General features: G+C 71.7%; 10 protein-coding genes. 5 read left to right on the top strand and 5 right to left on the bottom strand.

Translation table 11 applies throughout. The features are described from left to right. Positions 1-97: 97 nt before the first annotated feature. Positions 98-361: a GlsB/YeaQ/YmgE family stress response membrane protein gene (locus AB0M11_RS39690; RefSeq protein ID WP_365713540.1), complete on the bottom strand. Its 264-nt coding sequence runs from the start codon at positions 359-361 to the stop codon at positions 98-100. A 218-nt stretch (positions 362-579) separates the two neighbouring features. Between AB0M11_RS39690 and AB0M11_RS39685 the strand changes: the two genes are divergently transcribed. Continuing rightward, entirely contained in the window at positions 580-2,022 is a 1,443-nt protein-coding gene (locus AB0M11_RS39685; protein ID WP_365713538.1) for a hydrolase, read from the top strand. On the opposite strand, the gene AB0M11_RS39680 is transcribed toward AB0M11_RS39685, so the two are convergent. Further along, the gene (locus AB0M11_RS39680) at positions 2,009-4,756 is read right to left on the bottom strand and encodes an exo-beta-D-glucosaminidase (RefSeq protein ID WP_365713536.1); all 2,748 of its coding nucleotides are present in this window, start codon (positions 4,754-4,756) and stop codon (positions 2,009-2,011) included. The genes AB0M11_RS39685 and AB0M11_RS39680 overlap by 14 nt on opposite strands. A 112-nt stretch (positions 4,757-4,868) precedes the next feature. Further along, a complete protein-coding gene (locus AB0M11_RS39675; RefSeq protein WP_365713534.1) occupies positions 4,869-6,056 on the bottom strand; it encodes an ROK family transcriptional regulator in 1,188 nt (395 codons plus the stop codon). Positions 6,057-6,195: 139 nt separating this feature from the next. Here AB0M11_RS39675 and AB0M11_RS39670 point away from each other — a divergent pair, with 139 nt between their 5' ends. Next, on the top strand, positions 6,196-7,665 hold the full coding sequence (locus AB0M11_RS39670; RefSeq protein ID WP_365713532.1) for an APC family permease: 1,470 nt from the start codon (positions 6,196-6,198) through the stop codon (positions 7,663-7,665). Between the two features lie 60 nt (positions 7,666-7,725). Continuing rightward, entirely contained in the window at positions 7,726-8,250 is a 525-nt protein-coding gene (locus AB0M11_RS39665) for a GNAT family N-acetyltransferase (protein ID WP_365713530.1), read from the top strand. 120 nt (positions 8,251-8,370) lie between these two features. Here AB0M11_RS39665 and AB0M11_RS39660 read toward each other — a convergent pair whose 3' ends face one another. Continuing rightward, positions 8,371-8,811, bottom strand: a complete 441-nt coding sequence (locus tag AB0M11_RS39660; protein WP_365713528.1) for an SPW repeat protein — start codon at positions 8,809-8,811, stop codon at positions 8,371-8,373. A 185-nt stretch (positions 8,812-8,996) separates the two neighbouring features. Here AB0M11_RS39660 and AB0M11_RS39655 point away from each other — a divergent pair, with 185 nt between their 5' ends. Further along, the gene (locus AB0M11_RS39655) at positions 8,997-9,200 is read left to right on the top strand and encodes a hypothetical protein (protein WP_365713526.1); all 204 of its coding nucleotides are present in this window, start codon (positions 8,997-8,999) and stop codon (positions 9,198-9,200) included. Here AB0M11_RS39655 and AB0M11_RS39650 read toward each other — a convergent pair. Next, positions 9,186-11,624: a SpoIIE family protein phosphatase gene (locus AB0M11_RS39650; RefSeq protein WP_365713524.1), complete on the bottom strand. Its 2,439-nt coding sequence runs from the start codon at positions 11,622-11,624 to the stop codon at positions 9,186-9,188. The genes AB0M11_RS39655 and AB0M11_RS39650 overlap by 15 nt on opposite strands. 425 nt (positions 11,625-12,049) lie before the next feature. Between AB0M11_RS39650 and AB0M11_RS39645 the strand changes: the two genes are divergently transcribed. Continuing rightward, a partial coding sequence (locus tag AB0M11_RS39645) for an alcohol dehydrogenase catalytic domain-containing protein (protein WP_365713522.1) occupies positions 12,050-12,315 on the top strand: 266 nt, incomplete at its 3' end.

The following is a 12,315-nucleotide window of genomic DNA, read 5'->3' as shown; positions in this document are numbered from 1 at the left end:
GGGGGGGGGCGGGGCCCCCCGCGCCCCGGCGGGGGGGGGGGGGCGGCGGCCCCCCCCCGCCGGGGCCCCCCCCCGCCGCGGGTGAGGCGCGCTCCGGTCACCGGCGTGCCCTGCTGCGGTCCAGGGCGGCGATCCCGATCGCCGCCAGGGCGATCTGGATGAACCACTCGATCCAGTCGGGGCCCTTGGTGTCGGCCACGCCGAAGCCCGCCGCGATCGCCGAACCCAGCAGCGCCGCGACGATGCCGACGACGATGGTCCACAGGACGCCGACGTGCTGGCGGCCGGGGACGACCAGGCGTCCCAGCACACCGATGATGAGCCCGATGACGATGGCACTGATGATGCCCGAGATCTCCATGTCCGCCCCTCTTCGTCGGTACTCCGCTGCTGTCCAATCTGCCCGCTCAGTCCGGCGGCAGTCCCGCTCGGTTGTTACAGCGGTTTTCTGTTCACCGACCGGACATGCCATGTACCTTTCAATGAGTCGACGCGTGTAGAAATCTCAAGCACGTTCTACGCGCGCAGATTTGGCGCCCGCACCGCCTTCACCCCCACCCCCTCACGGAGGTTCGCCGGATGCTTGGATCCCGTAGATCCCGCCACAGACTCACCACCGCCCTGGCCGGTTTCGGACTGCTCGTCACCGGAGCCGCCCTCCAGGTCGGCACCGCGGCCGCCCCCGCTCACGCGGCCACCACCTACCGGGTCCTGTTCGACGACGGCCACGCCGAGGAGGCCGGCAACGCGGACTGGATCATCTCCACCAGCAAGCCCGACCCGCTGGCCCAGGACTCCTCCCCGTCCGCGGAGACCGACTGGACCGGCGCGCTGTCGTCGTGGGGCGTCGCCCTGCAGAAGACCGGCAGCTACAGCATGAAGACGGCGACGAGCGCGCTCACCTACGGCGGCTCCTCGACCACCGACCTGTCGAACTTCGACGCGCTGGTGCTGCCCGAGCCGAACACGCTGTTCACGACCGCCGAGAAGACGGCGATCATGAACTTCGTGAAGAACGGCGGCGGTCTCTTCATGATCTCCGACCACACCGGGGCCGACCGCAACAACGACGGCTACGACGCGGTCGAGATCCTCAACGACCTGATGACCAACAACAGCGTCGACTCGACCGACCCGTTCGGTTTCTCGATCGACTCCCTCGACATCAGCTCCGGCTACCCGGCCGCGATCAGCGACAGCAGCAACCCCGTGCTGCACGGCTCCTTCGGCACCGTCACCAAGAGCCTGATCGCCGACGGGACGACCGCGACCCTCAAGCCCGCCGACAACGCGAACGTCAAGGGCCTGGTCTACCGCAGCGGTTACTCCGGCAACACCGGCGCGTTCTTCGCCACCAGCACCTTCGGCAGCGGCCGGGTCGCCTTCTGGGGCGACAGTTCCCCGATCGACGACGGCACCGGCCAGTCCGGCAACACGCTGTACGACGGCTGGAACGACAGCGGCGCCACCAACGCCGCCCTCGCCCTCAACGCCACCGCCTGGCTCACCGGGGCGTCCAGCGGCACCAGCGGTGGCGGTGGCGGCGGGGGAGGTGGTGGCGGCGGCACCTGCACCTCCGCCCAGCTCCTCGGCAACCCCGGTTTCGAGTCCGGCAACACCACCTGGACCGCCGGCAGCGGGGTCATCACCAACTCCAGCAGCGAGGCGGCCCGCACCGGCTCCTACAAGGCCTGGCTCGACGGCTACGGTTCCGCCCACACCGACACGCTGTCCCAGTCGGTGACGATTCCGTCCGGCTGCTCCGCGACGCTCAGCTTCTATCTGCACGTGGACACCGCGGAGACCACCACCAGCACCGCCTACGACAAGCTAACGGTCACCGCCGGATCCACCACCCTGGCCACGTACTCCAACCTCAACGCGGCCTCCGGATACGTCCTCAAGAGCTTCGACGTCTCCTCCCTGGCCGGGACCACGGCCACCATCAAGTTCACCGGTGTCGAGGGCTCGACCCTCCAGACGTCCTTCGTCGTCGACGACACCGCGCTCAACGTGAGCTGAGCGTGACGGACGGTTCCGGCGGTCCCGCCGGAACCGTCCGCTCCACCGCGTTCCAGCCGGAGACCCGCACCTGGGGCGTGGAGCCGTGCAGGTCGGCGGTCCGGTAGGTGGCCGTCAGGGTCGCCGACTCGCCCGGCCACAGGCTGACCTCGTTGTCCGACCACCGGACCGGCAGCACGGGATGGCCGTCCGCGTCGACCAGATGGACGTCCGTCAGCAGGGCCGGGGTCTTACCCGCGCCCGAGTTGCGGACGGTGACCGTGGTGGTCGAGGTGCCGTCCTTCCCGGTCGTCGACGCGGTCGCCGTGACCGGGACCTGGGCCATCGAGGAGAGCCCGGACAGGTCGGCGTAGCTCGTCGTCGGCGTGTGCCACCAGTCGGTCTTCGTCCAGTCGAGGGTGTCGGGCCGGGTGGAGAGCCAGTAGACGTTGCGGCTCACCTCCTTGCCGTCGGCGTCGGTGAGGACCAGACGTGCCAGGTAGGTGGAGGTCAGCCCGGTCACCGACGCCGGCAGCGTGAGCACGGTGCTGTGCGCGCCGTCGCCCCTGACCGAGACGCCGGTGACGGTCTTGTCGTACTTCTGCGTGCCGTCGGGGGTGAAGAGGGTGGCCCGCGCGGTGAGCCCGGAGACCGGCGTGTGCCGGTTGTTCACCACGGCCACCGAGCGGTCGTCGTAGGAGTACTGGACGTGCAGCGGCTCGTTGGCCTTCTTCGCGCCGAAGTAGGCGCCGCCCTGGTCGAGGTAACGGTCCATCAGCTGCCAGTGCAGGGACGTCCAGCCGCTGTTGAACATCCAGTAGATCACCCCGGTCGAGGGCTTCGAGGCGTCGGTCTGGTTGCGCTCGTACGCCTCGTACTGCGCGCGGACGTTCTCGTACTGGGCGAGCTGGGCCTTGCGGACGTAGTCGGCGAGGCTCTTCGGGGCGCCGTAGCGGCCGGTGAGGGCGGCGTCGTAGACCTTCAGGGTGCCGAAGGTGGCGGACGGCGAGCGGTGGTACTGCTTGGCGTCCGGGTTCTGCCAGAGGGTGTCGAGTTCGGCCGGGGTCATCATCCGGCGCAGGGTGTCGAGGGTCGGGATGTCCGGTCCGGCGCTGGTCTCCGAGTTGAAGCCGGTGGCGCCGCCCTCGCGCTTGGCGTACCAGTAGCCCGGCGGGACCCAGTCGTAGGGTCCGGTCATCTTCAGGCCCGAACTGCCCAGCTGTGGGGCGGACTTGTCCGAGGCGGCAGGAACGACGGGGACGGACCAGCCGGCGGCGTCCAGGGCGTCCAGGTAGTTCTTCTCGATCGTCGCGTCGGGCGCGGCGTCGCTGCCGATCAGGAAGGAGACCACGCTCGGGTGGTCACGCAGCCGGGCGGCCTCGGCGGCCATTGAGGCCTGGGCGACCCGGTAGTCGGCGGCGGTCCACTTCTCGCCGCTCTCGCCGGGGTTGGTCTGCCCCTCCCACTTGTCGCAGCACTCCCAGCCGGGCAGCGTGAGGACGCCGAGGCGGTCGGCGAGGTCGAAGAACTCGTCGGGCTCGATGTGGCCTTCCAGGCGGATGGCGTTGAGACCCAGGTCGAGGGCGTACTTCAGGCGGTCCTCGGCGTAGGCGCGGTCCCAGCGCAGGAACTCGTCGGGTGACCAGCCGCCGCCCTTGATCAGCAGCCGGCGGCCGTTGACCGAGTACTGACGGGCGCCGTCGGAGTTCAGCGGTGCGCGGACATCACGGATGCCGAAGGTCTCGTGCGCGGTGTCCGACGCCGTGCCGGCGATGGAGGCGGTGAGGTCGAGGTCGTAGAGCGGCTGACCGCCCATGCCCGCCGGCCACCACACCTTCGGCGAGGCGAGGTGCAGACCGGGGGTGTCGGCCGGGGTGAAGGTGACGGTCGTGGCCTGGTGGGCGGCGAGCCGGACCGACCGGGTGAGGGCCACCCCGGCGACGGTGCCGGAGACATCGGCGGTGACCGGCGCGTCCGAGTCGTTGCGGGCCTGCGCCTGCACCGTCAGGTCGGCCGTCGCGAGGGACGGCACCGCGAGCTTCGTCACCACGTGCGCGTCGCGCAGCGCGACCGGGCCGCCGCGCCGGACGACGACGTCCCGGACGATGCCCATGTTCTGGTCGGGCGGCGGCTGGAGCCAGTCGAGCCAGCCCATGGTGAGGTTCTTGTTCGGGTTGTTGGGCTGGACCCGGAAGGCGACCGTGTTGGTGCCGGACCTCACCAGCGAGGTGACGTCCAGTTCGTGCCGGGTGTAGGCGCCGGTGACGTCGGCGGCGGTGGCGACCTGACGGCCGTTCAGGTACACGTCGGCCGCCGAGATCACCCCGCTGAAGTCCAGGTAGGTGCGCTGGGCCGGGTCGGCCACCGAGAAGTCGCTGCGGTACCACCAGGGCACCTGGAAGGGCGCCTTGGGGATCTTCTGCTGGTTGGTGGAGACGAACGGGTCGGGATGGACGCCGTCGGCGAGCAGTGCGGCAAGGACCGTGGAGCGGGCGCCCGCCGGGTACCAGTCCGCGGTCGGGTAGCCGGGGGAGGAGACCGCCGCCGCGGAGTCGCTCACGTCGGCCGTCGACCGGATCGCGTACCCGGACAGCGGAGTGGCGGACCCGGCGGCGGACGGCACACGGGTGATCCGGGCGGTCCCGTGGGCCGGGTCGCGGGCCCCGGCCCAGGCGCTGGTGTTGAGTGAGCAGAGCAGTCCCAGGGCCACGGCGGCCGTGGCGAGGCGGTGTCCGGGGGCACGGCGAGGGAACACGGTGGTCTCCAGGCTCGTAAAGTTAGGAAACTTTACTAACCCGGTTCAAGCTAGGGCGGCCGAGAGGCCGTGTCAATCACCGCGAAGCCTGGGCGAGTTGGCGCCGCCGCGGTCAGGCGGCGCCCGACCTGCGCTCGAACACCAGATCACGGGCGGTGCCCAGGGCCGTGGCCACCGCCCCCAGCAGCACCGCGTCCTCGCCGAGTCGGCTGGGCGCGAGCTTCGGGCGCAGCGGGGTGAGCGTGCGCAGATGCTCCCGCACGGGGCGCAGCAGCAGGTCGACGCTGTGGCCGACACCGCCGCCGAGCACCACCAGGTCGGGGTCGAGCACGGCCGCGGCCGCCGCCACCGTGTGCGCGATCCGCTCGCCTTCGAGCCGTACCGCCTCCGCCGCGGCCGGATCGCCCTGGCGGGCCGCGTCGAACACGGACTTCGCGGTGAGCTGCCCGGTCATCCCCAGCCGTCGCGCGGTCTCGACCACGGCCACCCCCGACACCGCGTCCTCCAGGCGCTCCGGCCCCCGCTGCCGCCCCGGCCAGGGCAGGAAGCCGATCTCCCCGGCCAGCCCGTGCGCCCCGGTGAACAACCGCCCCTCGCTGACCACGCCCATTCCGAGGCCGGTGCCGATCATGATGTACGCGAACAGCCGGCTGCCCGCCCCCACGCCGTACGTGTACTCGCCGAGTGCCGCCAGATTGGCGTCGTTGTGCACCTCCAGCGGGACGCCCAGCTCCTCGCGCATCCGGTCGAACAGGCCCGGCCGCCCCCAGCCCGGCAGGTGCATGGCGTACCGCACCCGCCGCTGCCGCTCGTCGTACACGCCCGGCGTGCCCACCACCCCGTGCACCACCTCGTCCGGATCGACCCCGGAGTTGGCGACGACCTGCCGGGCGGTCGTGACCAGCAGGTCCGCCATCGCGCCCGAGCCCCGGGCCCGGTTGCGCACGTCGCAGCGGGCGACCAGGGTGCCGTCGAGGTCGGCGACCGCCGCCCGCAGCCAGCCCCGGCCCACGTCGACGCCGAGTGCGTAGCCCGCCGCCGGGTCCGGCGCGTACAGCACGGCCGTACGCCCGCGCTCCGGCACATGGGTGCCGACCTCGTGGACCAGCCCCGCCGACTCCAGCGCGGCCAGCGCGCTGGACACGGTCGGCTTCGACAGCCCTGTCTCCCGGGCCAGTTGGGCGCGCGAGGCGGAACCGAGCAGGCGCAGCCGGTCCAGCAGCAGCCGCTCGTTGGTGCTGCGCAGGCGCTGCCGGCTCCAGGGCTGCTCCTGCTCCTCTACGACGTCGCTGGCGGCCATCGCACCATTCTCACCGATTCCCGACGCATACTTGACGCATCTAGTAAGGCTCCTTAACTTTATCGGCCATCCCGCCGAGTCGACCCCCGACCGCCGTACGCGCCCCGCCCACCTCCCCGTGTCTCGCTCAGGAGCCCCCATGTCTGCAGGTCCCAGAAGTTCCGGCGCCCCGGGCAGTGCGCCTCCGGCCGGCGGTTTCGTCCGCCGTGTCGGGCTGTTCCAGGCCACTGCCATCAACATGAGCCAGATGTGCGGCATCGGTCCGTTCGTCACCATTCCGCTGATGGTCGCCGCGTTCCGCGGCCCGCAGGCCGTCATCGGCTTCGTCGCGGGCGCGGTGCTCGCGCTCTGCGACGGCCTCGTCTGGGCCGAACTCGGGGCCGCGATGCCCGGTTCCGGCGGCAGTTACGTCTATCTGCGCCAGGCCTTCCAGTACCGCACCGGACGCCTGATGCCGTTCCTCTTCGTGTGGACGGCGATGCTCTTCATCCCGCTGATCATGTCCACGGGCGTGGTCGGCTTCGTCCAGTACCTGGGCTACCTCGCCCCCGGCCTGGGCCAGACCTCCGGCGACCTGATCGGGCTCGGCGTCATCGCCCTGGTGGTGCTGCTGCTCTGGCGCGGGATCGAGCACATCGCCCGGATCACCGCCGTGATGTGGACGGTGATGATCGCCTCGGTGCTGCTGGTGATCATCGCGGCGGCGACCGACTTCAGCCCGCACCTGGCCTTCACGTACCCGGCCCACGCCTTCGACCTGACGAGCGACCACTTCTGGCTCGGCTTCGCCGCCGGCCTGACCATCGGCATCTACGACTACCTCGGCTACAACACCACCGCGTACATGGGCGCCGAGATCAAGGACCCCGGCCGCGTCCTGCCGCGCTCCATCATCCTCTCGATCCTCGGCATCATGGCCATCTACCTGCTGCTCCAGATCGGCACGCTCGGCGTGGTCGACTGGCACCGCATGACGAACCCGGCCGACATCGCCTCGACCTCGGTCGCCTCGGCCGTGCTGGAGAAGACCTGGGGCAAGGGCGCCGCCGACACGGTGACCGTGCTGATCCTGGTCACGGCCTTCGCCTCGGTCTTCACCGGCCTGCTCGGCGGATCCCGGGTGCCCTACGACGCCGCCCGCGACCGCGTCTTCTTCCGCCCCTACGGGAAACTGCACCCGAAGCACCGCTTCCCGATGCTGGGCCTCGCGACCATGGGCGTGATCACCGCGATCGGCTTCCTGATCGGCCGCCACACCGACCTGGCTACCCTCATCCAGCTGCTCACCACCGTGATGGTGATCGTCCAGGCGCTCGCCCAGATCGTGGCGCTCTCGGTGCTGCGCCGCCGGCAGCCGGCGCTGGAGCGGCCGTACCGCATGTGGCTGTACCCGCTGCCGAGCATCGTCGCCTTCGCCGGCTGGTGCGTGATCTACGGCTACGCCGACCGCAACTCCCCGGGCCGCCACCCCATCGAGTGGTCCCTGGCCTGGCTCGCCCTCGGCTGCGTGGCGTTCCTGGTCTGGGCCCGGCTGGAGAAGGTCTGGCCCTTCGGGGCGAAGGAGATCAGCGAGGAGTTCCTGACCACGGAGGAGCCGGCCGTGGTGTAACGTGACGAGCACACGTCAGCCTCACCCGGCGGTCACACACCACCGGGTGAGGCTTTTTTCATGACCGGACTCACTGCTGCCCGGGGGCGTGCCGACGTCGTCGTCCGCCCCGCCGCCCCCGAAGACCGCCCCGTCGTCGAACGCCTGTGGCTGATGTTCCGCCACGACCTGTCCGAGTTCCGCGGGATCCTGCCGAGCCCCGACGGCTCCTTCCGCGGCGAGCGTGTCGAGGACGCCTTCTCCTCGCCCGACTGGGCGCCCTACCTCTTCGCCCGGGGCGAGCACCTGGTCGGCTTCGCCTTCGTCCGGGCACTGGACGCGCCCGTGCGGGTGCTCAACAGCTTCTTCGTGGCGCGCGGCGCGCGGCGGACCGGCATCGGACTGGCCGCCGTCCACGAGGTGCTCACCCGTCATCCGGGCCGCTGGGAGATCGCGTTCCAGTACGAGAACCCGGGCGCCGTGGCCTTCTGGCGGCGGGTGGCGGCCGAGGCCGCCGGCGACGCCTGGACCGAGGAGACCCGGCCGGTGCCGGGCCGGCCGGAACTGCCACCGGACGTGTGGATCTCCTTCCGCACGGCCCCCTGAACCGCACCGCGCCGGCGGCCGGCTGCGACGCGCGAACGCTGTGCGGCGGGCGCGGCAGGGCCGGTCCGCCGTCGTCGGACCGGCCCCGCGTCCTCCTTTCCAGAGGATGCTCGGTGTGCCCTAGGTCATGGGCGTCCGCCTGGCCGCCGAAGCGGCGCACACCAGCCCGAGGCAGAGGGCCAGCGCGCCGATGATGACGTTGTTGATGATGACGCCCTTGTCAGGGCTGGTGCCGACCACCCAGGGGGCGATGATCATCCAGATGCCCATGGCGCACATGGCCCAGCTCAGGCCGTACATGCGCTCCGGAGCCCTGGTGAAGCCCAGTGCCAGCAGGCCTATCGCTATGCCCATGATCAGGTTGTGGGCCACGAGCGCGGGCTGGCTCGCCGTGTAGTGGACGATCCACGGGGACGCCGCGCAGTACAGACCGAGCAGGAACACCGGTCCGTCCACGAGCGCCACATCACGGCCGCCGAGCATGCGGGCGTAGCGTTCCCGCATCTCGTTGACATCGGGGTGGCTGGTTATGTCACTTCTGCCGTGCGAGACGTTGGCCATGACTCGTCTCCTTTGACTTGCAGGCCTGACCGCGTCTGGTGCGTGCGGTATCCGCCGCCATTCACCATTCTGCGCTTATTTCTTCTTTATGTGTACCTCCCGGCTCGTCCCGCCGGCATGTCCGCGTCGATCCCGGGCAGCCGCAGGACAAGGCGACAACCGACTGTGGGAGGTGCAGGACCGTTATGGGTGCGAAGGTGCTGGAGCGATTTCCCGCCGGGGCTCCCCGAGGCTCGTGGCCGGCCGAGGAGTACGCGGCGAAGTGCCGCGCCGAGGGCGGGCGGGCGACCGTGGTGATGGACCTGAGCACGGACGCCTTCCTGGTCGTCGTACCCGGCACGGACGACGACCGGCCCCCCTCCGCGGTGCGGGCGTCAACCGGGGAGTGACTGCTCGGCCCAGATGGTCTTGCCCCGTGCGCCGTACCGCGTTCCCCAGTTCTGGGCGATCCGGGTGATGAGATAGAGACCGCGTCCGCCCTCGTCGGTGTCCTGGGCGCGCCGCACGTGCGGCGAGGTGCTGCTGCCGTCGGAGACCTCGCAGATCAGCTTCCGGTCCCGGATCAGGCGCAGCGTGATCGGCGCACCGCCGTACCGCAGCGCGTTCGTCACCAGTTCGCTGACGATCAGCTCGGTGGTGAACGACTCCTCCGCGAGCCCCCACCGCGCGAGCTGCCGCGCCGTCAGCTCGCGGGCCCGGCCGACCATCCGCTCCCGCGGCTCGATCTCCCAGGTGACGTGCGCGTCCGGGGGCAGACCGCTCATCCGGGCCACCAGGACGGCCACGTCGTCCTGATGGCCCGGCGGCAGCAGTTCGCGGACCAGGGTGTCGCACACCTCCTGCGGGGCTGCCGACGCCGGGGTGCGGGAGAGCGTGGCGCGCATCCGGCGCATCCCGGTCGCGAGGTCCTGGGCACGTGACTCCAGCAGCCCGTCGGTGCAGAGGACCAGCAGGTCGCCGTCGTCCAGGGCGATCTCGCACTCCTCGAACACGACACCGCCCAGGCCCAGCGGCGGGCCGCCGGGCAGGTCCACGAAGTCCACGGCGCCGTCCGCGGAGACGACCGCCGGGGGCGGATGGCCGGCGCGGGCCAGCTGGCACAGCCGCGTCACCGGGTCGTACACCGCGTACAGACAGGTCGCCCCGGTCACCAGGGACACCTCGTCGCCGCGCTCGTCGAGGAACCGGTTCATCTGGTCGTCCAGGTGGGCGAGGAGCTCCGCCGGGGACAGGTCGAGATCGGCCAGGGTGCGGACGGCGCCGCGCAGCCGGCCCATGGTCACCGCCGACTGCAGACCGTGCCCGACCACGTCGCCCACCACCAGCGCCACCCGCGCCCCGGACAGCGGGATCACGTCGAACCAGTCCCCGCCCAGCCCGGTGTGCTCACTGGCCGGCAGATAACGGGACGCGGTCCGCACCGCCGACGGCGACGGCAGCCACTGGGGGAGCAGGCTGCGCCTGAGGGTCCGGGCCGTCGTCCGCTCCCGGTGGTAGCGGCTGGCGTTGTCGACGCAGACCGCGGCACGGGTCACGATCTGCTCGGCGAGCAGCACGTCCTCCGGCTCGAACCGGCGGGAGGTGTGCGAGCGCATGAAGACGGCGGTGCCGAGCGCCACGCCCTGGGCGAGCAGCGGGACGAGCAGCCAGGAGTGGACGTCCGGCCCGGCACCCGGAGCCCGCTGGAAGGCCGCGCCGCCGGTGCGGGGGCGCAGCTGCTCGTCCGCCAGCAGGACGGACTCGCCCGTTGCCAGGGCGCGCAGGAACGGGGAGCCGGGCGCCGTCGCCGCCGTGTCGAGCTCGCCCACCCGCACCGGCCGGGATCCGTCGGCGCCCGGGTCGCCGGCCGTCGCTCCGCCGCAGGCGGCCCGGCGGAGCACCGGGTGGTCCGGCCGCGCATCGTCGGCGGGCTCCCTGTCGTCCCGGTCGGCGAAGAAGGAGTCCAGCAGGTCGACCTGGCAGGCGTCGGCGAACCGGGGCACCGTGACCTCGGTCAGCTCCCGGGCCGTCTGCCACAGGTCCAGGGTGGTCCCGATCCAGGCGCCGGCCTCGTTGGCCAGGACCAGCCGCTCCCGGGCGCGGACCCGCTGGGTCACGTCGGACACCACATGGGCCAGCGCGATCACCCTCCCGGACGGGTCCCTGAGCGGCACGATGGACTCCGACCACACGTAGTCCCGCGGTGACCCGGGCACGGGATGACCGACCACCTCCGTGTCCAGCAGCGCCTCGCCGGTCTCCAGCACCCGCCGCTGCCGCTCCTCCAGGGCGTCGAGGTCCAGCAGACCGGGCGGGGCCATCTCCCGCATCGTGTGCCCCGAGTACGCGGCCCCCTTGAACACGCCGGCGCGCCGCTGCGTGAGGTTCTGGGCGATGAACCGCAGCTGGGTGTCGAAGAGGTCGATGTGAAAGGGGACGTCGGTGAAGAGCCCCCGCAACAGGGCACGGCCGAACGCGTAGGTGCGGTACGACTCCTCGCCCGCCCCCTGCACGAGCCACCGGCGTTCGCCGTCCGCGGCGGTGAGGGGGCGCACCCAGACCTGGACGTCCACCGGCTCCCCGTCGCGGCGTCGCAGTGTCAGCGGCCCCTGGCGGACCCCCGCCGCCCAGCGGCGGACGACACCCGCGGCGTCGGCGGGGTCGTGCAGCAGGTCGTCCGCCGGCCGGCCGAGCACCTCCCGCGCCGGGTGGCCGAGCAGTTCCTCGGCGCCCGGACCCCAGGCCGCGACCCGGCCCCGAGCGTCCAGCAGGACCTCCGCCTCGCCCCCGGGCTCCGGGAGTTCGTCGCGGCCGTCGAAGGTGATGTCGCGCATCCTCACCTCGGGCACATCCGTGCCGGGCTCGTCATGTGAGGTTTGTGGTGATTGCACCAGAAATGATACCCGCGTACGGGGAGGGGGCCCGGCGGCCGGGGGCTCCTGGCGCGCGGGAGGCTCGGGTGCAGGGGCGACTCGGGCGGCAGCTGGCGCGGGCGCGGGCGTGGACCGGGCGCGGGCGTCGGGCGCGGGCCTGGGGCTCGTTGCAGGCGTGATCCGTGGCGTGGCCCCGCGGCGGGACGCGGCCCGGTGCAGGACATGGCTCGGTGCGGGGCGTGGCCCGGTGTGGGGCGTGGCCCGGTGTGCGGCCGGTCGACGGATCCTTGACCCCCGGTGCGGCCTCCGCGATGCTGTGTTGCGGAACGCGAGATGTGTGCCGTATAGGGCAACGCCTCGTTCACCTCTGCAGCCGAGGAGTGGCCATGTCGCAGCAGGTCCGTGCCGTCGTCGCGCGGGGCAAGGGCGCCCCTGTCAGCCTGGAGACCGTCGTGGTGCCCGACCCCGGGCCGGGGGAGGCGCTGGTCAGGATCCAGGCCTGCGGGGTCTGTCACACCGATCTGCACTACAAGCAGGGCGGGATCACCGACGAGTTTCCGTTCCTGCTGGGGCATGAGGCGGCGGGTGTGGTGGAGTCGGTCGGTGACGGTGTCACGGACGTGGCGCCCGGTGACTTCGTGGTCCTCAACTG

The organism is Streptomyces sp. NPDC051987 (assembly GCF_040680735.1).
GTDB lineage: Bacteria > Actinomycetota > Actinomycetes > Streptomycetales > Streptomycetaceae > Streptomyces.
Note: the sequence above shows the minus strand (reverse complement) of the source record. Positions and strands in the feature narration are given on the sequence as shown.